The sequence below is a fragment of the Haloarchaeobius lipolyticus genome, assembly GCF_051208015.1.
GTDB lineage: Archaea > Halobacteriota > Halobacteria > Halobacteriales > Natrialbaceae > Haloarchaeobius.
This window is the reverse complement of sequence record NZ_JBPKGF010000003.1, coordinates 49,453-73,196: the sequence shown is the minus strand read 5'-3', so window position 1 is coordinate 73,196 and position 23,744 is coordinate 49,453. Positions and strand designations below refer to the sequence as shown.

The window sequence follows — 23,744 nt, the reverse complement described above, 5'->3', positions numbered from 1 at the left end:
GGGGAGAAAATGGCGACCTACCGGCCATCTGCACCGGTCGGTCTTCCGTCGGGACCGACACCGCCCCGGCTAATCGCCCGTTTGCTTACTGAGCACCGCCAATGGAACATGCTGTACCGATATAGACAGTAAATAAGCGACCATTCGTCAAGTATGCTGCACGCCTCCATACAGAGCGTAACATGTCGCAAACGACTGTCGTCCTACAGGTAGATTACACAGGTATCGTACAGGAGATGGTGAGGGACGTGGTTGCGTTCTTACCGAACGTCATCGCCGCGCTCATCATCCTGGTCGTCGGGTGGGTCGTCGCCCGGATCGTCGGTTCCGCTGTCACGGCCGTCGTCGACAAGGCCGAGGTAGACAGACAGGTGTTGAAGACTCCGCTCGGACGGATGCTGGGTGGAACCGAACGAGCAGTCTCGAGAGCGTTCGGTAGCCTCGCACGGTTGTTCATCTACGCCCTGACGCTACTGGCAGCGACCGAGGTGCTCGCCATCCCGACACTCTCGGAGTGGGTCGCCACCGCGACGTCGTACCTGCCGTCGTTCATCGCCGGTATCGCCGTCATCGTCCTCGGCTTCGTCGTCGCCGACTTCATCGGTGACGCCATCCGCCGGACCAAGGCGGCGACCGAGGAATCGCGCTACACCGGTCTGTTCGCGACCGCGACGCGGATGTTCCTCTACTTCACCGCGGTCGTCATCGGTCTCGATACGATGGGACTGGACGTCGCCATCCTCTACGTGTTCGCCCAGGCAGCCGCGTACGGTCTCGGTGCGGCACTCGCCATCGGGCTGGGCATCGCGCTCGGCTGGGGTGGAAAGGACTACGTCGCGAGCCACATCGACGGCTGGATGAGCCGCGGCAGCACCGGCCCGACCACGCCCGCCGCCGGGATGCAGCCCGACGGTGGTGACCGGCTCGACGACCCCGCCGACGACTGATACTCGTCCGCGGATTGCGGTTCCCCTTTCTTCGGGATGCGTCTCACCGACCAGCGTCGCCACTCAGGGAGTGTACTGTGGCAGAGAGGAGTAAGCCCCCTTCTGTTCGGCCCGGCATTCGGCTAAGCGTCTACTCCCTCGTCCGGGCTACCTTACGGGGTAGACTTGCACCGGTGAGGATTCGCCGTTCCATCCGTTCTCTCCCGTCGACGTTCTGTGGGTCAACTCCCTTCCCTCACGGGTCGGTTCGCGCACGTCATCACTCGGGGAGAGCGGTATCGTTTCTGTTCCAGAGCCAGCGGTCTCCCGCTCCGGACTTGCGCCCGGTCACCTGCCCAGACGGTGGGGGGACTTTCCTCGCGAGCGTGCCGGTATCCGGCACGGGTACACGCCCGAAGGCGTGCCGCGGCAGCCAGGCTCTCTCTACCATCGGAACGTAGCCGGGGTCGAGGTTTAAAAATCCCGGTCGCCGTCGCGCGTCGGATGAAACGAAAGCGTTCAAGGGTCCGACCCCCCATTCGTACTGTATGTCACAGGCACAGAGCGTCCACTTGTCGTACGACGACGGGGCGCGAGCCGTCGAACTGGCGCGAGAAGCCGTCGAGGGGTTCGTCCTCAACGGCCGTCGTGAGCAGCCAGGAAGTATGATCGACGCCTTCTACAACCGAACCGGGGCGTTCGTCCGCCTCGAATCCACCCGGGGGCGAGGAAGCCTCCGTGGGTGTGCCGGTGGCTACGAGTCCACTGAACAGCTGGGGCACGTCATCGTCGACGCTGCCATCGAAGCCGCGAGCGAAGACTCCTGCGGCTCCGAGGTGACCCCCAGCGAACTCTCGAACCTCACCGTCTCCGTCTGTTGCGTCTGCAACGTCGTCCTGACCGACGACCCCGTCGCCGACATGGAGCTCGGCCGCCACGGCGTCGCGATCGACGCTGGCAGCTCGACAGGCTGGCTCTACCCCACGGTACCGGTCGAACACGGCTGGTCCGAAGCGGAGTACCTCGACCGTGTCTGCCGGAAAGCCGGCCTCCCGCCGACGGCGTGGCAGGACGACGACGTGGTCGTCTCCCTGTTCGAAGGACAGATATTCCGCGAGCGCACGCCGGAAGGCAGCGTTCAGGAACTGACCGAATAATCGAGGCCCCTTCTCGCCGACCTACTCGAAGCCGACCAGCTCTGCGTCTCGCGCGGCGTTCGCCGCCGCTTCGTCGAGGTCGAACCCGCGGACGAGTTCGCCGTCCCGAAGGAGTGGCTCCATCAGGGCATCACCCTCGTCCGGGCCCGGTCCATCCGCCAACGCAACCGCGTGGCCGCCGTTGGGCGTCCGGTAGACCTCCTTGGTTCCCGAGAGCTTCCCGCGCTTGGCGGCCGGCTCGCCGTCGACCTCGACGAGGTCGAGCGCGAAGTCGACCGGGTTCGCGTTCGTGACGTAACTCCCGACGCCGAAGCCGTCGGCGAGGTCTCTGAGTTCCCGGAGCGTCTCGGGCGTCAGGCCGCCACTGACGAACACGTCCACGTCCTCGTGGCCGCGCGCTGCGAGCTCCCACTGGACCTCGCGGACGATGTGTCGGAAGTCGCCGCGGCGGGAACCGGTGGTGTCGAGCCGGACGCCGTCGAGGTCGTCGCCGAGCTCGGCCACGGCGCGGAGCACCTCGTCGACCTCGTCGGTGTAGGTATCACAGAGCGCGATACGCGGGACCGACGCCGGCACGGATTCGTGGAAGGCTCGCCAGGCCTGCTCCTGATTCCCCTTCCCCATGCAGATCATGAGCGCGTGAGGCATCGTCCCGCTGGCCTCTCGTCCGATGACGTCGCCCGCGGCGACGTGTGAGAACCCGTCGAAGCCCGCGACGAGTGCACTGTACTCGACCGTCGCGGCGATTGCGGGATGGACGTGGCGCGCACCGAACGAGAGTACCTTCGAGTCGGGAGCGGCGCGACGAGCCTGCAGCGCTCGCGTCGCGAATCCACTCGCCTGCGAGAGAAAGCCGAGGAGAGAGGTTTCGAGTCTCGCGAACTCGAGATACTGTCCTTCGATTCGCATCACGGGACCGCCGTCGAACAGGCGGCCCTCGGGGATGGCGTCGACGTCCACGTCGTAGCCTTCGAGCAGTCGCGCGGCGTTCTCGAGCCCCGCGAGGACCTCGAACTCGCCGGTGGGGAACTGGTCGGCCGTCACCTCTGCGACGACGGTCGGGTTCCGCCCGGCGTGTTCGAGGGCACGTTCGGTGCGCTCGAAGTAGGCGTCCGTCGCGCGGCCCTCGCGGATGGCCGCGGCCGGAATCGTGTCGAACGGGTCGTCCATACATCGCCTCACGGGTAACAGGGGATAAAGCCCACCGAGTCGGGACAGACGTCGCGCAGAGCGCGAGGCCGGTCGGTCCGGTCACCCGGCAGTCGAGGCGAACCGAGCGCCGTCGACTGGTCGCGCATCGGACCCGCTCCGAACCGAACCGTTGCTCGTCGTTCCCGCACCGGCGTGGACCTCGGAGAGGGCGCCCACCGTCGGAGCGTTCACGATGACGACCGTCTTTCCGCGCTGGACGACGGAGAAGGCGTCACCGAACTCCTTCCGGTCGGGGATACGGTAGGTGTTCGGTCGGCCGTCAACGGGCCGTGCACCGCGATACTCGAGCAGCCGCCGGTAGGCGTCGGCGAACTGGCGAGCGTCACGCTCAGAGTCCCACGCCGTCTTCCAGACGTACCCGGTCTCACCGGTCTCGGCCGACGAGTCGTCGACGTACGGGAGGAGTCGGTCCCCGTCCCAACCGGTCGTCGCCTCGGCTGCGTAGTTGTACGGGTCCGTCTTCGCGAGTTCGCCGCCCTCGACGTTGAAGTGCTTCCGGTAGGGAATCACGACGTTCTGGGCCGTGCCGGTGCGCTGGGTCTTCTCGTACGAGGGGTACCACAGCATGACGAACAGTCCAGCCTCGCCGAACGAGGCGTGGTCGGTCGGACCCCGGACGTCGAGTGGGTGCCACGACCCGGAACTCGAGTCCTCGATTCGGAGGTCCCTCGGCTGGTCCGACCCGTACTTCTCGGGATGGATGGTCTGTTCGGTGCTCGCCGGCGGGTTCTCGTACACCGCGTTGACGTTCTCCCAGCCACCCTCCTCCTTGATGTCCTTCACGAAGACGACGCCGTCGCTGTACGGCTGGAGCTGGACCTGGTACATTGCGAGGTTTAGGTCCGGGCTGCCACCGCCGCTCTTCCCGCCGTCGTTCTGTGGCATCAGACAGTCCCAGCCGGCCTCACACCGCTGTTCGTAGAGCTGGTCGACGTAGTTGCCGTCGCCCTCGATGATGCCGTCTCGAGCGTTGTGGAGTTCGGTCGTGGACTGGTTGTAGCCGGAGATGTTCCACCGCTGGTCCTGCAACGCATGGAACAGCTCCTGTGCCAGCGTCACCTCGTCCATCTGGGGCGTCTCCGAGTCGGAGACGATGACTATCTCGCCGTTGCGCGGCGAGTAGAAGCCCTGGACGCCACCGGCCATGTTCGCCTGGCGGGCCGCGACGGCGTCTTTCGACTCGTTCACAGCGAACAGCGCTTCCCACTTGACGTTCTGGTGGAGCCGATCACGGGGAGACGTGTTCCCCGCGGAGAGCAGTTCGCGGTACTCGGCGCGGGAGATGACCCGCACCGGGACCTGTCTCTCGAACTCGACGCGACGGATCTGTTCGACCCGGGCCATACCTCTGGCGACGACTCGGTCGAGTTCGGTCTGGTTCAGGCCGTCGCTCCGGTCGACGTCGACGCTCTCGTTGTACCAGTAGCCGGCCTCCCAGCCGAGCTGGTCGCTCTCCGGATCGGCCGCGGCGCTACCTGAGCTGCCCCTCGTCTGGCTGTCGGTGCCTGCCGGTGCCGTCGGTCCGTCCTCGGTCGAGTCGGATACGGTCCCCCCGCAGCCCGCGAGGAGGAGCATCAAGACGACGAGTCCGGTCGCGAGTCTGCTCACAGTGAACCGTTGTCACGCCTGGCGCAAGAGCGATGGGTCGATGTCGTTAGGCTCCGGGGCAACCGCTATGGGAGCGTCCGCCGAACCGTCGCACATGGAGTTCGCGTCAGATAAGACCGCGGTCGTCGTGGTGGATATGCAGAACGGGTTCTGCCACCCGGACGGAAGTCTCTACGCACCGGGTAGCGAGGCGGTGGTCGGGCCGGTCGCGTCGCTGGTCGAACGCGCTCACGACGCCGGGGTCCGCGTCGTCTTCACGCGCGACGTCCACCCGCCGGGACAGTTCGACGACGCCCACTACTACGACGAGTTCGAGCGCTGGGGCGAGCACGTGCTCGAAGGCTCGTGGGAGGCCGAGCTAGTGGACATCCTCACAGTGGGTGAGCGAGACCACGTCGTGGAGAAGCACACCTACGACGCCTTCCACGAGACGGAGCTGGACGGCTGGCTCTCGGCACGGGGTATCGACGACTTGCTGCTGTGCGGAACGCTGGCGAACGTCTGCGTCCTCCACACGGCCGGGAGCGCGGGACTACGAGACTACCGGCCGGTGCTCGTCGAGGACTGCATCGGTGCCATCGAGGACGACCAGAAAGAATACGCGCTGGAGCACGCCGAGTGGCTATTCGGCGAGGCCGTCCAGAGCGACGACGTCGAGTTCTCGGGCTGACAGGCGACACACGCCGAACCCGTCCGGCGGTGTGTCGCACACCCGCCGTGTTCACCGGACGGCCGTGTTCACAGGATGCCCTCGTTGGCCGCCGGACCGTACTTGAAGTGTCGGGTGTCTCAGCCGATTTCGAGGACCGTCAGGTGACTCAACCACTCTCGAGGATCGTCGGGTCGTCGGTCTCGCGTATCTCGACCGTGACGTTGTCCCCGACCGATAGCCCGTGTCCGTCGCCGACTATCTTCGCGCCGAAACCGTCGTCCTGCGCGGCGAACAGCGAGAGGCCCGTCACTCGCGTCCCGTTCGCGTAGACGGCCACGTTGCCCCAGTCGACGGTTCGAACCTCTCCGGCTGTATCGGTGCCAGAGACCGCTCCGACCGGCGTGCCCAGAAACGAGACGGCGTCTCCAGCCGAGGCAGCGTCTCCGTTCTCATCGTCGCACAGTAGGCCGCCCCCGTCGTAGTGCCGCAGGCCACCGTCGAGGACGCCGCCCCCGTCGGCCGCGATTCCGACGAATCGCTCGTCCGGGGCGGGATGTGCCGGCGAGTCGAGCACCGCGTACGTCTCGCCCGTCTCGACGACTGTTCCCGTTCCGTCCCAGTCGAGGGATTCGACTGCGGCGTCGACCGAGAGCGGGAGCGACCCCCTCGCCCGGAGCTGGTTCTGGTCGGCGTGCCGGAACCCGACGTGCAGGTGGTCGCCGACCCAGGGTGCGAAGAAGCCGGCGCGGACGGTCGTCCCGAGCGTGTCGCCCGGCTCGACCCGGTCACCAGGCGCGACGGCCGGGTCGACGTGCATTATCCTGGCGACGAGTGCATCGGCGTCGACCGGAGACGCACAGGCCAGTCCCGGCGTCGCCTCGACGTCGACCGCCACGGTAATCAGGTGGTCCTGTTCTGGCGCGTACGATTTCGACGGAGCCCGCACAGAGTACGTGTCCACCACTTCGCCAGCGACTGGACTGGGTGCGGGGGCGTCCCGGCGCTGGTCCAGGTACAGGTCGACCGCGCGGCCAGCGTCGTGTGCGGGGTACGGCGAGTTGTACAGTGAGAACCGCGGATAGCGGACCAGCAGGTCCGTACCGAGAGTGACGGCCATCGGCTGCGATTGGGACCGCACCGGTTTAGACGCGTCGCCCCGAAGCGAGGACGATGCGCGTGGTACGTGGACGGGCACCGACCGTCGCCGAGGACCGGGACGTGACCCGCCGACTGCTGGACGAGGTCGCCGAGGGTGACGAGCCGGCCGTCCGAGTCTGGGCCCCACATCGGCAGCTCGCCTTCGGCCGTCGGGACGCACACGAAGACGGCTACGAGGCCGCGAGAGTGGCCGCCGAGGAGCACGGGTTCGAGCCGGTCGAACGGAGCGTCGGCGGACGGGCGGTCGCCTACGACGGAGAGACGACGCTCGCGTTCGCCCGGATAACCCACATCGACGATATGCGACGGGGGATGGACGAACGGTACGAGGCGCTCACGGTCGACGTCCAGCGGGCACTCAGCCGCCTCGGTGTCGCCGCCGAACGGGGCGAGCCCGCCGACAGCTACTGCCCGGGCCGCCACTCGCTCCAGTGCGAGGGCAAGCTCGTCGGCATCGCCCAGCGCGTCAGGCGAGGGGCTGCAATCACGTCGGGCGTCTGTATCGTCGCCAATCACGAGGAGCTCGCGAGGGTACTGGACGCGGTCTACCGGGCACTCGGCGTCCCGTTCGACCCCGATTCGGTGGGAAGCGTCGAACGTGCGGGCGGGACGAGCGACGTCGACACTGTCCGCGAATCGCTCGAAGACGCCCTCGTTGAGGACGTCGTCGGGAAAGGCGAACCGGCCCGGGTCGAGCAGTTAGACGCCTGACTTCGAGGGGGTACGGCGGTCAGCAGCCGGGGTCAGCGGACGGTCTGTTCGCGTTCCTGGTCGGTGTTCGTCCGGACGACCGGGAATAGTGCGCTGACGCTAGCGCCGTCGACGCGGTCGTCGTCGAACTCGAGGGCGCCACCGACGTGCGTCACCCCGAGATGCGCGAGCCAGAGGCCGAGACCGCTGCCGTGCTTGAGCGGAGTCTCTCGGCCCTCATTGAGGACTGCTCGCTCGTGCTCCGGGATTCCGTCCCCGTCGTCCATCACGGTGACCGTGCCCCAGCCATCGTCCGACTCGATGACCAGGTCGACGGCTGGTCGGTCGCCGTGTTCGATTGCGTTCTCGATGAGTTCCTTGATTCCTAATCCGACGCTCTCGTGGACGTAGAGCCCGCCCTCGCTCCGGTCGTCGACCGAGATCGCCGCGTCGGGGTGGTCCTCTTCGAAGTTGGCACGGAGCCGTTCGAGAAACAGGTTCAGCGGTAGCGACGGCTGACCCGGGTCACGTTCCAGTAGTCTGCGTATCCGCTTGACCTTGCCCGTCTTCGCCTCCCAGTCCTGCCCGATATCCCGAATCTCACCCGCAAGGGAAGCCACGGCCTCGGATTTGGCGGCCCGTTCGAGTTCGGTGGCGAGCCCGAGCAACAGCGTCAGGTCGTTTCTGAGGTTGTGGCGCATGAGCCGATTGAGAATCTGAAGTTGCTGCTCGCGGGTCTTCCGGTCGGTCACCTCGTGGACCAGCGCCGTCAGATCGTTCACCGACTCCGTACTGGTGCAGTTCTCACGCGCGCGGAGTTCGAACCACCGTCGCTCACCGTTCGGGAGCGTCAACAATAGTTCGTCCTCGAAGACGCCGTCTGACTCGGCGACGGACGCTACGAGCGTGTCGACGTCGAGTTCCAGACCGGGTGGGACATCGTCGTCCGCAGCATCGGCCTCGGACAGTTCGAACACGTCCGTCGCCCCCGGGCCGAAGGAGAGCGCACCCGCGGTGAGGTCCCATTCGAGTAACCCCGTACCCGTCCCTTCCAGGGCGAACCGGAGCCGGTCGTGTGCGTCTGCCACCCGGTTGGCCTGGTCGATACGCGCGAGTGCGGCCTCCAGGTAGCGGGCGACGATGTTCGCGAACGCGACGTCCGCCCGGTCGAACGCGTTCGTCTCGGTGTCGCCGACGACCAGGACACCGAAGGACCCCAGGGGGATGATTACCTCTGCACGAATCGGCGTGTCCGGGTTGTGGACGGCCGTCTCCTCGCGAACGTCCGAGTAGACGGCTGGCGTACCCTCCTGGAACCGCTGCCACACGAGACTGTCGCCGGCCGCTGTGAAGGTCGGTATCTCTCCGACCGTCTCGTACGCGCCTACAGTGGCGAAGACCGGCGCGAGCGCGGTGGCAGCTTCGTCGTACTCCCATATCGCTGCGATGGGCATATCGAACACGTCGGAGACGGCCTCGACGGTCAGCTTGCAGGCGGCCGCCGCGTCGTCCGTCCCGATTATCTCGTGGATTATCTCGAGGAACGAGAGGAGTTTGCGCTCTCGGTCACGGAGGCGCCGTTCGCGGTCCAGCCTATCGAGGGCAGTCGTGGCACTCACCGCGAGCAGTTCGACCAGTTCGAGGTCCGTCTCGTCGAAACCCTCCCGCGCCGTCGTCAGAACGCCCACGACCCCGTGGTCGCCCAGGGGGGCGTGGATGCTGGCGCTAGCGTAGTCGGTGTTATCGATGGTCTCGACCCTGTCGTCGACGACGACCGGCGCACCCGAGGTGAACGCCCGCACCGGGGCGGCCGACTCGTCCAGCGAGTACCTGCTGGCCGACCCGATGGTGTGTCGGTCCTCGCCGAGCGCCGTCGGGACCAGCGACTCGCGCTCTTCGTCGTACAGTCGGACGCTGGTGATGGTGTAGCTGAGCACCGATTCGAGGGCGTCACACACAGCCCGCGCCACACCACCCGGCGAACCGGCGGTGAACAGGGTCTGTGACGCGTCGTGCAGCCGAGTGACTGCGGCTTCCCGGGCCCGGCGTCGGGTGACGTCGATGTAGACGGCGTGGGTTCCCGCCGCTCTCTGGCGTGGAGTCGCCCGGAGCAGCGTGTTGACGACCGTTCCGTCCTGACGAAGGAGGTCGCGGTTCTCGTTCTCGAATCGGCCAGCCAGTGCCCGGTCGTAGCCGCCGCTTTCGAGCTCTTCCACCGACTCGGTGGTGTAGATCGTCGTGAGCGGCTCGCCGACGAGTGACTCGCGGTCGTACCCGAGAACCTCGACGACCTCGTCGTTGACCGACTCGATGACCGGCCCTTCGTCGGTGGTCCGGGTACAGACGTAGAGCGCCGGCACGTCCGCTACCGGATTGTTCGTGTTCGTCATCGGTACTCGGACGACCCCCGGCGCCCAGCCATACTGGTTTGTGGTTCAACAGACCCGGTCAAGACTCTATTGGCCGCCCTCGCTCCCGCCAGGACGCCACGGAGCTGCCACGGTGCCGACAACGGGAGACTTAGGGTCCCGTCCCTCCCACCGTCTGGTATGCGCATCGGCAACGCCACGCTGCCGGACGGGACGACAGCTGACGTCGACGTGGAAGACGGGACCATCACCCAGCTCGGCGACCTGGGCGGGGAGTACGACGTGGACGCCGATGGGAAGTTGCTCTTCCCCGGCGCCATCGACGCCCACGTCCACTTCCGCCAGCCGGGCTACGGCCACAAGGAGACCTGGGAGACCGGCTCGCAGAGCGCCGCCGCGGGCGGCGTGACGACCGTCGTCGACCAGCCGAACACGAATCCGCCGACCACGACCGGTGCCGCCTTCGACGAGAAGGCGGAGTTCGCGGCCGCCTCCCTCGTCGACTGGGGCATCAACGGCGGTGTCACGGAATCGTGGGACCCCGACTCGCTGTTCGACCGACCCCTGTTCGCGCTCGGCGAGGTGTTCCTCGCGGACTCGACCGGCGACATGGGCATCGAGGAGGAGCTGTTCGCGGACGCGGTCGGCCGCGCCGGCGAGCAGGACGTGACCGTCACGGTCCACGCCGAGGACGCCGACCTGTTCGACGAATCGGCCAAAGACCGGATGGACGCCGACGCCTGGTCGACCTACCGGACCGCGAAGGCCGAGGCCGCCGCGGTCGAACGGGCCTGCGAGGTCGGCTCGACGTTCGACACCGACATCCATATCGCCCACACCTCGACGCCCGAGGGCGTGGACGCGGCCGCCGCGGCCGGGGCGACCTGCGAGGTCACACCGCACCACCTGTTCCTCTCACGCGACGACCTCGACGAACTGGGGACGTTCGGCCGGATGAACCCGCCGCTCCGCAGCGAGGCCCGCCGCGAGGCCCTGTTCGAGCGACTCGCCGACGGTACCGTCGACATCGTCGCGACCGACCACGCGCCACACACACGCGAGGAGAAGGACGCGAGCATCTGGGACGCGCCCTCGGGCGTCCCGGGCGTCGAGACGATGGTCCCGCTCCTGCTCGAGGAAGCCCGGAAGGGAACCCTCAGCTACGAGCGCGTCCGCGACGTGGTCGCGGCCCGTCCCGCGGAGATATTCGGTCTCGACTCGAAGGGGCGCATCGAGGAGGGCATGGATGCCGACCTCGCACTCTACGACGTCGAGAACCCGCGCGAGATCCGCGGCGACGACCTCCACTCGAAGTGTGGCTGGACCCCGTTCGAGGGGAAACAGGGGGTCTTCCCGGAGTGGACGATGGTCCGCGGCGAGGTCGTCTGGCACGAGGCGGACGGCTTCGGCGAGGCCGTCGGCGAGAACGTGCGGGAGTGACGAGCCGGTTCGACGAATCGGCCGGAGAACGGTATTTCAGACGGTCAGTTCACAGCGTCAGCGCGACGAGCAGCACGCCCAGCAGCGCGAAGAACGCTCCAGTCCCGCGGTAGACGGCCTGTCCGGTACCCGACATCCGGACGTGCCGGCCGACGAGTGCGTTCTGGAAACGGAAGAGTCTCGCGGGGTAGCGGACGTGGAAGTACGCGAGACCCCAGAGGAGAGCAGCGAGGAGGATTCCGAGCGGGTTCATACTCCACCGTCGGCGACGCCCCGGTGAAAGTCTTGTGCTACAGTACGTTCTGCTGAACTGTATCGAAACAGCCACAGACGGCATGAAACAGCTGAATCGGCGTTTCGTCAGATGCCGAACACGAGCGCCGCGACGAGCGAGCTGCCAGCCATCACGCCGAGGCCGAACCCGCCGATGCGCGCCATCGCCCGACGTGACTTCCGCTCAGTCCAATCGGTCGGATTGTCGAGTTGCTTGTTGCGAACCTCGACCGCGTCGGCGACCATGATGGAACCCGACCAGCCGAGCAGACCGAAGCCGAACGCGAGGACGCCCAGCGAGAAGACGAGGTCGACGGCGGCGCGTGGGGTGCGTCCGAGTGCGACGGCGAGCGGGAGTGCGACACCACCGACGGCGGCTCCGACCCCCAGCGCGCCGGCGACGAGTCGAGCACGGACGCGCCAGCCCGCCCACGTCCCGTCCCGTGACCCGGCCGATGGACCGCCGTCACCCTCCGTTCCGCCGCCTGCGTCCATCAGTCGACCGTCTCGCGCATCCGTGGGTCGAGCGCGTCTCGCATGCCGTCACCCAGCAGGTTGAAGCCGAGGACGGTCAGCGCGAGGAACAGCCCCGGGAAGAACGACATCCACCAGAGGCCGGTCTGCAGGCCGTTCGTGACGCCGTTCGAGAGCATCAGCCCCCACGACGGCGTCCCAGCCTGAGCCCCGAAGCCGAGGAACGACAGCGCTGCGATGTCGATGATGGCCAGCCCGAAGTTCAGCGTGGACTGGACCGTGATGGGTGCCAGCGTGTTCGGGAGGACGTGCCTGGCGAGCACCCGGACGTCCTTCGCCCCGAGCGCCTCCGTCGCTTCGATGTACTCGTCTTCGAGCACCTTCAGCGCCGCACCCCGGACGACGCGGGCGAATCGAGGTGTGTAGACCAACGTCAGGGCGATGACCGCCTTCCACATCCCCGCACCGAAGATGGCGACGAGCGCCAGCGCCAGCAGCAGCGACGGGAACGCGAGCAGCACGTCCATCGTCCGCATGATGACGTTGTCCGTGACGTCGCCGTAGTACGCGGCGAGGATACCGAGCGTGATGCCGAGCGCGGTCGAGATGCCGACCGTGATGGTGCCGAACTTCATCGCGATCCAGGCACCGTACAGCGTCCGCTTGAAGATGTCACGAGCCGCCGCGTCGGTCCCGAAGAACATCTCGGTCATGCCGAACGGACCGCCGGCCCAGCCTGGGGCTGCCCGGTCCGGAATGGCCGTCCCGAGCTGTGAGGACTTGATGGCGCCGAGGTCGTAGAAGACCCGGGCGTAGAGGCCGACGAGCAACATCCCGAAGATGATGCTCAGGCCGATGAGCGCCAGGCGGTTCGACAGCAGTTCCGAGAGGAACGGCGAGTTCTGTAACCGCGTCACGAAGCCACGTTCCTCGGGAACGTCCGCGTTCTGTGTTTCAGTGCTCATGTTATTGCTGGATTCTGGGGTCGAGGTAGCTGTAGGTGATGTCGACGCCGAGGTTCACGAGCGTGAACAGCAGCGCGAACGTGAGGACCGTCCCCTGGACGAGCGGGTAATCGGAGGCCCCGATGGCCTGGACGAGCATCGTCCCGATGCCACCGATACCGAAGACCGTCTCGGTCAGGACCGCGCCGCCGAGCAGCGTCCCGAACTGGATACCGATGACCGTGATGACGGGAATCATCGCGTTGCGGAAGCCGTGTTTCATCACGGTTATCTTCGAACCCTGGCCCTTGGCCCGGGCGGTCCGCATGTAGTCCTGCCGGATGACCTCCAGCATCGACGAGCGCATCATCCGGGAGACGAGCGCCATCGAGTAGACGCCGATGGTCACCGCCGGCAGGAACAGGTGGTGAACCGCGGAGAGCCACGCGTCGAGGCGGCCGAGCAACAAGGCGTCGATCGTGATGATGCCCGTGAGCGGGAGCTGCATCCCGAACAGGATCCAGTGGTCGTCGAGGAACAGCGTCGACCCGATGCGGTTGCCGGCCGGGAACAGGCCGAGCCACGCCGAGAAGAACAGGATGAGCAGTGGCCCGGACCAGTAGATGGGGACCGAGATACCCGCGAGCGCGCCGATACGGGTCGTGTGGTCGGTGAGCGAGTCCTGTTTCACCGCCGAGAGGATACCGAGCGGGAGCCCGAGGAGCAGACCGATGGCCTGCCCGTAGAGCGCCAGCTCGATGGTGACGGGGAGCTTGTCGACGAGGACCTGCTTGACCGGCTGGCCCTTCGCTATCTGGTAGGACTGGCCGAACTCGAACTGCGCGGCGTCCACCAGGAAGCGGCCGTACTGGACGTACAGTGGGTCGTTCAAGCCGAGGCTCTGCCTGAGCTGTTCGACCTGCTGGGTCGACGCCCGCTGCCCGAGGATGATACGGGCCGGGTCGCCCGGTGCGAGGTGCAGGATGGCGAAGACGAGCGACGCCACCCCGAACAGCACCGGGACCAGCAGTAACAGCCGTTTCAAGACGAACCGCTTTGAGACCATCTGTCAATATTTGCGCAGCGACTTGGTAAAAAAGCTCCGTGTCCCGAATCGTCAGAGGACGTGGAGACGGCGGAGAGAGCCGTGTCAGACGGTCTTTAGGTTCCGCTGCGTCAGTTCAGCTCGACGGTCTCGAGGAACGGGCCGCCGACGGAGCTGACCGTGTAGGAGTCGGACTTGACCTTGTTGCTCACGGCACGGAGCGTCTGCGCGTAGTCGACGAAGACCCACGGGGCCTCCTCGCGTGCGATGCCGTTCGCCTTCTTGTACAGCTCCTTGCGCTTGGCCTCGTCGTAGGTCTGCTGTGCCTCACGAACCGTCTGCATGTACTCCTTGTTCGCCCAGCCGGAGACGTTGAGGGTGCTGTAACCCTCGGTGTCGAAGCTGACCCAGTCCTGGTCCTCCGGGACCTTGCTCATCTCGACCTTCGGGTCGAGCAGGACGTACAGGAAGTTGTCCGGGTCGGCGTTGTCGGTGTACCAGCCGAGGAAGCCGGCGTCGTGCTTGCCGGCGTCGGTGTAGTCGAGGTACGAGGAGAACGTCGAGAACTGGTTGATCTTCACCGAGAGGCCGATCTTCTCGAGGTCGGACTTGACCTGGTTCGCCGTCTCGATGGGGCTCGGGTTGTAGCCACGCGGGTTGGAGAACGTCGCGAGCTCGAACGAGAAGTCGGTCTTACCGGCCTCCTCGAGCAGCGACTTCGCCTTGTCGGGGTCGTGCGGGTAGGGCTCGAGCGAGTCGTCGTAGCCCATCACACCCTCCGGAAGCGGCTGGGTCGCCTGCTTCGCGAAGCCCTCGTATATCTGGTCGACGATGGCCTTCGTGTTGATGGCGTAGCTGATGGCCTGGCGGACCTTCTTGTCGCGGAACTCCTCCTTCCGCGCCATGTTGAACGCCATGTAGCCGATGTTGATACCGCTCTTGGACTTCAGAGAGGCACCGTCGCTGTTCTCGACCTGCTTCGACGACTGCGAGTCGAGGTTGTCCGTGATGTGGGAGTCGCCGTTGATGACGTCCTGCACGCGGGTCGAGTTCTGCTTGATGGTCTTGAAGACCACGCCACCGACCTTCGGGCCGGTGCCCCAGTAGTCGTCGAACGCGGCGAGCTTGACGCGCTGGTTCGAGTTGTCCAGCTCGTCGAACTTGAACGCACCCGTGCCGACGGGGTCGGTCCCGAGCTTCGTCTGGTCCGAGAGCGACTCGATCTGCTTCTTCGAGAGGATGGCCGCGGCGAACATCGCCAGGTTCCGCATGAACGGTGCGTACTTCTGGGTCAGCTCGATCTTGAGCTCGTAGTCCTTGCTGGCGTCCATGCTCTTGACCCAGTTACCGAAGGTGAACGGGCCGTAGCCGGAGCGGTTCTCGTCGCCGAGGTAGTACTCGTACTCCGAGTCGACGAACCGCTGGATGGTCGCCTTCGCGTCGGCCGCCGTGAACTCCTCGCCGTTGTGGAACTTGATTCCCTCTTTGAGCTGGAGGGTCGCCGTCGTGCCTTCGAGGTTCCACTCCTTCGCGAGTCCGTCGGTGAGCTCGCCGCCGCTACCCGGCTTGAACCGGATGAGCTGGTCGAAAATCTGGTTCGTGACCTTCGCGACCTCACCGCTCGTCGTCTGCTGCGGGTCGTAGTTCGTCGGGTGGTCACCACGGGCGTACACGAGTGTACCGCCACCGCCACCACTGTCACCCGAGAGCGAACCGAGACACCCGGCCGTCGTCGTCGCCGCGATCGTCGCGGTCCCTGCCGCTTTGAGGAAACTGCGCCTGTTTACCGAATCACGTGCCATAGCGCCGTATGGCACCACTTTGCCAATAAATATACCGATAGTTTGGGAATCAGAATCAATGGTAAAACGAGATTCACCCAACGGTGTTCGATTGTGACCATTACTGTCCAGGGTAGGAGTTTCAGCTGAGCACCAATGGTAGACAGTAGCGCACGTCACCAGTGCTAACGGTACAGGAGGTTAGATACCTGCTACCGCCTGAAAGACACATCGACCGAACGAAAGAGGATGGCTTGTAGCGACAGAGAGCGTCCGACAGAGTCACCGGATAGTTCCCGGTGTCAGCCGCAGTCGCGACCGTCGTTGTCCGTCACCGATACAGGTGGCAGGCCGTCTGGTGGACGCCGTCGTCCAGGTCGGGATCCTCACGCTCGCACGGCGTCGAGAACCGCTCTCTGAGCAGTTCGGTCGCGGTCTCCCAGTCGCCCGCAGCGAGCGACTCACACGCCTCTTCGACGATGGTTCGGACCTCGCCGCTGGGTGGTTCCTCGAACTCGCGGTCGATGAGCGACCGGACGACGGCCTGCTGGTCGGCACCGCCGTCGGTCGCGGCCTGCATCGGTTCCTCGAGGTCGTCTTCGTCGGCGGCCACCTCCTCGCGGACGACACCGACCGCGATATCGCGTTCTTCCACGCGTTGACGGAAGTCCATCGCCGCCCGGAAGCTCTCCTGGTCGACGTCGAGGTCCGCCGGCGGGATGACCTGCGGACAGCGGGTCCGGAACGAACAGCCCGACGGCGGGTCGATGGGACTCGGGACGTCGCCCTTCAGGATGATGCGGTCGTCGGTGTCCACCCGCGGGTCCGGGACCGGAATCGAAGACAGCAGTGCCTGCGTGTACGGGTGTTTCGGCTCGTCGAACAGCTCCTCGGTCGGGGCGGTCTCGACGACCTGTCCGAGGTACATCACGGCCACGCGGTCGCAGATGTGCCGGACGACCGAGAGGTCGTGTGCGATGAACAGGTACGTCAGCCCGAACTCCTCCTGGAGGTCCTCCATGAGGTTGAGAATCTGGGCCTGCACGGAGACGTCCAGCGCCGAGACCGGCTCGTCGGCGACGATGAAGTCCGGGTCGACGGCGAGCGCGCGGGCGATACCGACGCGCTGGCGCTGGCCCCCCGACATCTCGTGCGGGTAGCGGTCGAACTGGGCCGGTTCGAGCCCGACCGCCTCCATCAGTTCGGCGGCGCGCTGACGGCGTGCGTCCCGTGCGGACTTGCCGCCCGTGTCCTCGGGGAGCCCGTGTATCTTCAGCGGCTCCATGATGGTCTGTCCGACCGTCATCCGCGGGTCCAGTGAGGACAGCGGGTCCTGGAATATCATCTGCATGTCCCGCCGCTTCGCCCGGAGTTCGCGACTACCGAGCCCCGTGACGTCCTCGCCAGCGAAGACGACGGTCCCGTCCGTCGGTTCGAGCAGCTGAAGGATGGTCCGGCCCGTCGTCGACTTCCCACAGCCGGATTCGCCGACGAGGCCGAGCGTCTCGCCCTCGTACACCTCCAGGTCGACCCCGTCGACCGCCTTCACGGTCTGTGGCTCCTTCGAGAGCCACTTGTCGAGCAGGTCGTCGGCCCTGGAGAAGTACTTGTGCAGGTCCTCCACCTGCATCAGGGGCTCTCCGGTGAACGTCTTCGACTCCGATGCGACCGATTCCAGGTCCTCGCCGTACTGGCTCTTGTCGAAGTCGTCGAGGACGCATTTCGCGCGATGGTCGACGTCCGCGGGCCCGTGCTGTTTGAACGGTATCTCGCCCGAGGTACACTCCTCTTTCGCCCACGGACAGCGCGGCGCGAAGTGGCAGCCGGTGGGCATGTCGATGAGGTCCGGGACGTTCCCCTCGATGGGGGTCAGCCGGTCGGAGTCCTCGGTGGGGATGGACTCGAGCAGCGCGTACGTGTAGGGGTGCGATGGGTCGTGGAATATCTCGTCGACCGGACCCTCCTCGACGATTTCACCCGCGTACATCACGGCGACGCGGTCACAGGTCTCCGCGACTACGCCGAGGTCGTGCGTGATGAACAGGACGGACATCCCGATGTCGTCCTGCAGTTCGTTGATGAGGTCGAGAATCTGGGCCTGGATGGTCACGTCGAGCGCCGTCGTCGGCTCGTCCGCGATGAGCAGCTGCGGCTGGCAGGCGAGCGCGATGGCGATGAGGACGCGCTGGCGCATCCCGCCGGAGAACTCGTGTGGGTACTCGTCAATTCGGGATTCGGGTTCGGGGATGCCGACGGCGTCGAGGATGTCGATGACGTCGTCGACCACCTCGTCGTCGAGGTCGTTGCCCGGGAACACCTCCCGGACGGCGTTCAGCCACGAGTCCTTGCGCTTGCCACCGTACCGGTGCAGACGCAGGCTCTCTGCGACCTGCTCGCCGACGGTCATCGCGGGGTTGAGCGAGGTCATGGGGTCCTGGAAGATCATCCCCATGTCGCCGCCCCGGATGTCACGCATCACGTCCTCGGGGGCCTTCGTGAGCTCGATGTCGTCACCGGAGACGAATGAGTCAGCACGCGAACCGTACTTCTCACGGAGCTCGCCCGCGAGGTCGGCATCGTGTATCGTCACGGTACCGCCGGCGATCTCACCGGGCTCGTCGACGAGCTGCATGGCCGAGAGCGCCGTGACGCTCTTTCCTGACCCGCTCTCGCCGACCAGGCCGACGGTCTCACCCTCGCGGATGGTGAGATCTACACCGTCGACGGCTTTCACCGTACCACGTTCTGTCCTGAACTGCGTTCGCAGGTCGGACAGGGACAGGAGGTCGGTCATTGTGTCCATGTGGCCGCCAAATGGGGAAATACCTTTTCACATATGACACGAACTCTCAACCCTCGAAGGGAAACCTTTTGTCGCTTCCTGACTGGCCCGGGAGTATGGAAGGACTGGACGACGACGCGGTAGACGAGGCGAAGCAAGCGATGGGCGTCGCCGACCGGGTCATGCCCGCCTGGGAACAGGTCGTCTCGGATATGGAAGCGACCGCCGAGGAGTACCGCGACTCGGGCTGGACCGCCATCGAGTGCCACCCCGGCGACGTGGCCATGCTCACCGAGGGCGACCGAACCGGCCTCGACGTCCTGCTGCCCGACGACGAGTTCGACGAGTTACAGGCGTCGTACGAGGCGGACGATTCGTTCGACGAGGTCGAGGTGTTCCGCGCCACGCAGGCAGGGATCCTCTTCGCCGTCGCCGCACTGAAGAACGAGACGACCGAGACGACGCTGCTCGTCCCCCTTTACTACGACACCGACCGGGCACAGGAGTTCATCGAGATGGTCCACGACGAAGGAGAGCTCCGGCTGCACCTGCGGCCCCTCGACGAGCGACAGGTCGTCACCTTCACCCAGCACGACCCCGCCCCGTTCCTCCCGGGCGAATCGTAGTCGAGGACGACTCCCGGCGGCACCGCCCCGCCACCGCGACGATCGTCGAGCGGCCCGAGGGTTTTCGTACTCAGACCGGCTTTGTTCAGACAAGGAGATGACACAGAAAGAACGAGAGTACCGGTTCCTGCTCGAGATCGGCTGGCGTGTGTTCCTGCTCGGCGTCTTCGGCTTCGGCTTCTCCAGCGTCGTGTTAGGTAACCTCCCCATCGTCCAGGTCGTCTCGCCGGATCTCCCCGGTGCCCTGGTAAACGCCGGGCGGCTCGCCACCCTCGCTGTGATGCTCGCCTACCTCACCTTCCGACTGAAGGAGTACGAGGCGGAGACTACGGCCGTCGAGGCGGCAAGTGACCGAGTGAACGACGCGAACCGTTCGACCGACGTCGGCACCGCCGGGGACGCCGACCGGCCAGGCGGGCCGGAGAAGGCGGACTGACCGGAGACTCCGACCGGGCCGAACCGGGCGACCGCTGCTACGTCTCTTCTTCCTCGCGCAGCTCCGAACTCGCCTCGCGCACTTCCCGCATCACGGACGAGATACGCTCTTCGGCCTCCAGTTCTTCCTCGACAGAGAGGTTGACACCCTCGACTTCCAGCAGGAACTTCGCGACCTCGGTCGCCTCGTACATCACGTCGTCCAGCTCCTCCGCGGTGAAGAAGTCACACATCGCGCCGTAGAGGAACGTCGCGCCCGCGGTGCGGATCTTGTCCTTGAACGCGGAGCGGGCCTGGTTGACGGCCTGCGGCGTATACGTATCCGTCATGAAGGGGACGAGTTCGGGCAGGTTCTCGCCAATCTTCGTCATCTCGACGCCGGTCTCGGTCCGGAAGTCGGAGCAGAGGCGGGCGATCGCCCACTCGCGCGCCGTGATGTAGGTCCGGTCGCGGAGGAACTCGTTGACGCGGTCGTACTGTGCGCCGTCCATCTTCTTGAACCGGTCGTACTTTGCCACGTCCTCGGGCACGTCGAGGGTGTCCTCGTCCGGGACGCCGGGCATCGGCTCGTCCGCAGCTGATTCGGAATCAGTCGTGTCGACCGACGCTTCGTCGGCTGACCGCTCCGAACTCGCCCGCTGCTCGGTCTCCGAGGCTTCCCGTGTCCCCTGCTGCTCGTCGTTCGGCTCTATCTTCCCACCCGGCTCTGTCTGTCGGTCGCCCGTATCGTCGGGAGACTCCTCGCGTGCCGGGCCCTCGTCCGGCTGCTGCTCGCTCATTGGCAGGGCGTCTGTCGGCGACCGGGAAAAAGCTTCGCTGCTCGCTCGTCGCGCGACGGGCACGCCGTCGCATCACTCCTCCTCGCAGCCTCCACCCGCGCCTTCAAGTACCATCCGGCGGCCAACGAGGGCATCGTCTGAGAACGGCCGTCCGGCGAACACGGCGGGTGTGCGACACACCGCCGGACGGGGAGCTGCGTGTCGCCTGTCAGCCATCACCGGTATCGGCCACGAGTAACTCCTACGAACAGCCGACGGACCGCCGGGGCCGGTTCACGCGTGAACCTAGCCAGTTACCCACAATCATGTCCAACGATAACAGAGGACATGCACCGACGTGAACTCCTCAAGACGACTGCCAGCGCACTCGCCGGGACGGTCACGCTGACCGGCGCCACCGCAACCGCCGCCAGCGGTCAGTTCTCCGACGCCTACCTGAACGGCTACCACTACAGGAAGTACGTCCCGACCGAGAAAGCGACGAGCCCGGCGCTCGTCGTGATGCTGCACGGCTGCTCGCAGGAGCCGGGCGAGTTCGCCCGTGCGACCCGGATGAACGAGGTTGCCGAGCGCGAGGGGTTCGTCGCCATCTACCCCGACCAGTCGTCGTTCGCCAACTCGTTCGATTGCTGGAACTGGTTCTACGACTACAACACCGAGCGCGGTTCGGGAGAGGGAGCCATCATCACGGACATGGCCACACACGAGGTGAGCGACGAGTCGCTCGACCCGGACAGTGTCTACGTCGCCGGCTTCTCCGCCGGTGCAGCGATGGTCCCGAACCTGCTCGCGGCCTATCCAGACGTCTACGCCGCGGGCGGGGTCCACTCCGGGCTCGAGTACGACGCCGCCGATAACTCCAGCGAAGCGACCTACGCCATGACCTGGGGTGGGCCTGACCCGTACCTCAAGGGCGAACAGGCCTACGACGCGATGCAGTACAACGGAGTCGTGGGACGAGTGCCGACCGTGGTCTTCCACGGTACCGACGACACGACAGTCTACCCGGTCAACGGTGACCAGGTGACGGTACAGGCCATCGAGACGAACGACCTGGCGAGCGACGGTCTCGACGACGGGAACGTCGATACGGCGGCGGAATCAGACGTGTACGGAAGCACTGGCGGCTACGACTGGCGACGCCGGCGCTTCGGCGACGACTCGGGGACGACGCTCGTCGAGTACTGGGAGGTCGAGGGGATGGACCACGCCTGGGCCGGCGGTGCTCCGGGTGAGGCCTACACCGCCCCGTCCGCACCCGACGCGTCCGATGCGCTCTGGTCGTTCTTCTCGCGCTGGTAGTCCGTGTCGAACTTGACTTCGGCGACCGACTCCCACGAGTCTTCGTCGACCACGACGAGCCCCGAGTCACTGAAGACGTACAGGTAGTCACCGAGATAGGCCGCTCGCGTCGCCGGCGATGCCGTCTCGACGAACGCCTTCTTCGAGAGGTCCTCACCGAACACGTAGCCGCCGCGTTCGGTCGGCAGGAAGAACACGCCGTGGTCCGCGTCGTAGAGGAACGCGTGGTGGCTCCGGGCGACAGCCGACCAGCGAGCGTCGAGCACTCGCGATTCGACGACCGTCGGGTCGTCCGGGTCCGTCACGTCGAAGACGGTGGCCTTCACGCGTCCGTCCTCCTGACCGATACCGAGCATCCTGTCGTCCGAGAGCGGATGCAGGTAGCGCGAGAAGCCGGGCAGCTTCACCTCGCCGCGAACCTCGGGGTTCGCGTGATCCGAGAGGTCGATGGTGTAGAACGGGTCTATCTCCCGGAAAGTGACGACGTAGGCCGAGTCGTCCATGAACCGCACCGAGTAGATATGCTCGTTGACGCCCATGTCCCGGACCGAACCCGCAATCGTGAGGTCCTCGTTCAGGGTGTAGAGGTCGTTCGTCGAGTTCGCACCCCAGGGGTCGACCGTCGTCGCGATTCGGAGCCTACCGTCGTGTTCGTCCATCGCCCACTGGTTCAGCGGGCGGCCCGGGACCTGCCCGGTCGCCACCACCGAGAGCGAATCGTCGTCGATAGCCACCTTGACGATGCCCGACTGGAGCAGTTCGCGTTTGTGGGCATCCACGTAGGCGCGGTAGCCTTCGTACAGCCGCTGCTGCAACTCGACGCGCTTCTCGGCCGGCTGTCGAGCGAGCCAGTCCTGTACGGCAGCACCGAGTTCGACCTGTCGGGCCTGCGGCGAGAGGTCGTAACTGTCGAGTTCGTCGAGCCGAGCCCTCGCCTGCGAGTCGAGCAGGTCGGACGACCGGAGGTAGTCTCCGAACGTCGCCGCGTAGTCGGGCTGCTTCGTGTAGGTAAGGTAGACCGCGTCGTTCGAAACGTACGTCGCCGACTGGCCGTAGGTCCCGAGGAAGGTCACCGAGTCGAACGTCTCCCCGGAGTGCGGGTCGACCACCGCCGTCGTGTAGGTCACGCTCGCACCGGTCTGGCTCACCGGATGATAGATGTCGGTGCAGGGAACCCCGGGTCCGCCAGCGAAGGGCTGAATCGGGCACGGGTTCGATAGGTCGACCCCCTGTCGGAGCACGAGGACCAGTCGGCCGTCGAGGAGCCGGGCCGATTCGACCCGCGCGTTCAGGTCCGTCTGCCAGCGCTGTCGCGGCGACGACCGGTCGGAGACGTCGAATCCAGTGATCGACTGCTGCCCGACCACGACGAGGGTCTCGTCGACGAGCAGGAGCTTCCCGGACGCGTAGACGTTCTGGACGACGGCGGGCGCGGCCGGGTCGCTCGTGTCGAGAACGCGGGCCTCGCCACCCGGAGCCCAGTAGCCGTAGCCGGAGGCGTAGTACATGGTTCGCCCGTCGGGAGCAACCTTCAGCTGGTCCGGCTCGTCGATACCGGCTTCCTGGACGTTCGTCCCAGAGACGCGCGGCCCGTCGCCCCCGTCACCGCCGGCGCTGCCGCCAGCCTTCGAGCCCGTACCGGCCGTCTGCGCTCCGTCCGCGGTGGCTTCCGCCACGGCCGGACGACCCATCGTCGCACCACCGAGGAAGACGCCGCCACCGTGTGACTGTGCTCGCCGGACGTACGAGACGAACGCAGCTTCGGAGTCGAATTGCGAGAGTTCGGCCGACCCAGTCGTCGACGGGCCGTCGTCCGGTACCGTCGAACCGGAGCCGACGCCGAACCCGTCGGTCAGTACGACGCCGGCCCCGACGGCCGACGCGACCAGAACGACCGCCAGAACGAGCGCGGGGAGGGAGGAATCCATACCGTATCCAGGACGTTCGAGATAATGGCAGTATCCCAACCTCAAACTGCGATTTTAGCTATCCTCGGCGCGTATACCCCCGAAACCGGGCCGGAGGGTTCTCCCGTCGAACCGGGAGCGGTTCGTTTCGCAATAGGGGGCAGGGTTCCTGCGCCGGGGTAAC

Annotated in this window: 20 protein-coding genes and 1 other RNA gene; 8 read left to right on the top strand and 13 right to left on the bottom strand. The window is 66.1% G+C overall.

The genetic code is table 11. The features are described from left to right. Positions 1-182 precede the first annotated feature (182 nt). Positions 183-947 carry a mechanosensitive ion channel family protein gene (locus ACSC1Y_RS10150; RefSeq protein ID WP_435334730.1) on the top strand — a complete coding sequence of 255 codons (765 nt, stop codon included), beginning with the start codon at positions 183-185 and terminating at the stop codon, positions 945-947. A 79-nt stretch (positions 948-1,026) separates the two neighbouring features. Here the strand turns inward: ACSC1Y_RS10150 and rnpB are convergent. After that, an RNA gene (gene rnpB, locus ACSC1Y_RS10145) (RNase P RNA component) lies at positions 1,027-1,375 on the bottom strand. Positions 1,376-1,474: 99 nt separating this feature from the next. On the opposite strand from rnpB, the gene ACSC1Y_RS10140 reads away from it, so the two are divergent. Next, a complete protein-coding gene (locus tag ACSC1Y_RS10140; protein ID WP_435334729.1) occupies positions 1,475-2,083 on the top strand; it encodes a TIGR00296 family protein in 609 nt (202 codons plus the stop codon). 21 nt (positions 2,084-2,104) lie between these two features. Here ACSC1Y_RS10140 and ACSC1Y_RS10135 read toward each other — a convergent pair whose 3' ends face one another. After that, positions 2,105-3,253, bottom strand: coding sequence for a nicotinate phosphoribosyltransferase (locus ACSC1Y_RS10135; RefSeq protein ID WP_435334728.1), 1,149 nt, complete (start codon positions 3,251-3,253; stop codon positions 2,105-2,107). A gap of 81 nt (positions 3,254-3,334) precedes the next feature. After that, positions 3,335-4,903: an Hvo_1808 family surface protein gene (locus tag ACSC1Y_RS10130; protein WP_435334727.1), complete on the bottom strand. Its 1,569-nt coding sequence runs from the start codon at positions 4,901-4,903 to the stop codon at positions 3,335-3,337. A 94-nt stretch (positions 4,904-4,997) separates the two neighbouring features. On the opposite strand from ACSC1Y_RS10130, the gene ACSC1Y_RS10125 reads away from it, so the two are divergent. Then, a complete protein-coding gene (locus ACSC1Y_RS10125) occupies positions 4,998-5,573 on the top strand; it encodes a cysteine hydrolase family protein (protein ID WP_435334726.1) in 576 nt (191 codons plus the stop codon). Positions 5,574-5,721: 148 nt separating this feature from the next. Here the strand turns inward: ACSC1Y_RS10125 and ACSC1Y_RS10120 are convergent, their stop codons facing one another. Beyond that, a complete protein-coding gene (locus ACSC1Y_RS10120; RefSeq protein WP_435334725.1) occupies positions 5,722-6,672 on the bottom strand; it encodes a DUF8155 domain-containing protein in 951 nt (316 codons plus the stop codon). A 53-nt stretch (positions 6,673-6,725) separates the two neighbouring features. Between ACSC1Y_RS10120 and ACSC1Y_RS10115 the strand changes: the two genes are divergently transcribed. After that, positions 6,726-7,424 carry a lipoate--protein ligase family protein gene (locus ACSC1Y_RS10115; RefSeq protein ID WP_435334724.1) on the top strand — a complete coding sequence of 233 codons (699 nt, stop codon included), beginning with the start codon at positions 6,726-6,728 and terminating at the stop codon, positions 7,422-7,424. A gap of 32 nt (positions 7,425-7,456) precedes the next feature. Here ACSC1Y_RS10115 and ACSC1Y_RS10110 read toward each other — a convergent pair whose 3' ends face one another. Next, on the bottom strand, positions 7,457-9,793 hold the full coding sequence (locus ACSC1Y_RS10110; protein WP_435334723.1) for a GAF domain-containing protein: 2,337 nt from the start codon (positions 9,791-9,793) through the stop codon (positions 7,457-7,459). A gap of 159 nt (positions 9,794-9,952) precedes the next feature. Here ACSC1Y_RS10110 and ACSC1Y_RS10105 point away from each other — a divergent pair, with 159 nt between their 5' ends. After that, a complete protein-coding gene (locus ACSC1Y_RS10105; protein ID WP_435334722.1) occupies positions 9,953-11,212 on the top strand; it encodes a dihydroorotase in 1,260 nt (419 codons plus the stop codon). Between the two features lie 49 nt (positions 11,213-11,261). Here ACSC1Y_RS10105 and ACSC1Y_RS10100 read toward each other — a convergent pair whose 3' ends face one another. From ACSC1Y_RS10100 to ACSC1Y_RS10075, 6 genes are all read right to left on the bottom strand, one after another. Beyond that, positions 11,262-11,465, bottom strand: coding sequence for a hypothetical protein (locus ACSC1Y_RS10100; RefSeq protein WP_435334721.1), 204 nt, complete (start codon positions 11,463-11,465; stop codon positions 11,262-11,264). A gap of 107 nt (positions 11,466-11,572) precedes the next feature. Continuing rightward, complete coding sequence (locus ACSC1Y_RS10095) at positions 11,573-11,980, bottom strand: DUF7268 family protein (protein WP_435334720.1); 408 nt, start codon at positions 11,978-11,980, stop codon at positions 11,573-11,575. Then, positions 11,980-12,924, bottom strand: a complete 945-nt coding sequence (locus ACSC1Y_RS10090; RefSeq protein WP_435334719.1) for an ABC transporter permease — start codon at positions 12,922-12,924, stop codon at positions 11,980-11,982. Before ACSC1Y_RS10090 ends, ACSC1Y_RS10095 begins: the two co-directional genes overlap by 1 nt. Before the next feature lies 1 nt (position 12,925). Beyond that, positions 12,926-13,969, bottom strand: coding sequence for an ABC transporter permease (locus tag ACSC1Y_RS10085; RefSeq protein ID WP_435334718.1), 1,044 nt, complete (start codon positions 13,967-13,969; stop codon positions 12,926-12,928). Positions 13,970-14,079: 110 nt separating this feature from the next. Beyond that, a complete protein-coding gene (locus ACSC1Y_RS10080; RefSeq protein WP_435334717.1) occupies positions 14,080-15,750 on the bottom strand; it encodes an ABC transporter substrate-binding protein in 1,671 nt (556 codons plus the stop codon). Between the two features lie 310 nt (positions 15,751-16,060). Continuing rightward, positions 16,061-18,523 (bottom strand): ABC transporter ATP-binding protein, encoded by a 2,463-nt coding sequence (locus tag ACSC1Y_RS10075; protein ID WP_435334716.1) that lies wholly within the window; start codon positions 18,521-18,523, stop codon positions 16,061-16,063. 104 nt (positions 18,524-18,627) lie between these two features. Between ACSC1Y_RS10075 and ACSC1Y_RS10070 the strand changes: the two genes are divergently transcribed. Both ACSC1Y_RS10070 and ACSC1Y_RS10065 read left to right on the top strand, forming a co-directional pair. Then, positions 18,628-19,137, top strand: a complete 510-nt coding sequence (locus ACSC1Y_RS10070; RefSeq protein ID WP_435334715.1) for a DUF7529 family protein — start codon at positions 18,628-18,630, stop codon at positions 19,135-19,137. A 97-nt stretch (positions 19,138-19,234) separates the two neighbouring features. Next, positions 19,235-19,573: a hypothetical protein gene (locus tag ACSC1Y_RS10065; protein WP_435334714.1), complete on the top strand. Its 339-nt coding sequence runs from the start codon at positions 19,235-19,237 to the stop codon at positions 19,571-19,573. A gap of 37 nt (positions 19,574-19,610) precedes the next feature. On the opposite strand, the gene ACSC1Y_RS10060 is transcribed toward ACSC1Y_RS10065, so the two are convergent. Then, on the bottom strand, positions 19,611-20,351 hold the full coding sequence (locus ACSC1Y_RS10060) for a DUF5806 family protein (RefSeq protein ID WP_435334713.1): 741 nt from the start codon (positions 20,349-20,351) through the stop codon (positions 19,611-19,613). 327 nt (positions 20,352-20,678) lie between these two features. Between ACSC1Y_RS10060 and ACSC1Y_RS10055 the strand changes: the two genes are divergently transcribed. Continuing rightward, positions 20,679-21,653 (top strand): extracellular catalytic domain type 1 short-chain-length polyhydroxyalkanoate depolymerase, encoded by a 975-nt coding sequence (locus ACSC1Y_RS10055; protein WP_435334712.1) that lies wholly within the window; start codon positions 20,679-20,681, stop codon positions 21,651-21,653. Here ACSC1Y_RS10055 and ACSC1Y_RS10050 read toward each other — a convergent pair. After that, on the bottom strand, positions 21,590-23,581 hold the full coding sequence (locus ACSC1Y_RS10050) for a beta-propeller domain-containing protein (RefSeq protein ID WP_435334711.1): 1,992 nt from the start codon (positions 23,579-23,581) through the stop codon (positions 21,590-21,592). The two genes, ACSC1Y_RS10055 and ACSC1Y_RS10050, sit on opposite strands and share 64 nt — an antisense overlap. Positions 23,582-23,744: the final 163 nt, after the last annotated feature.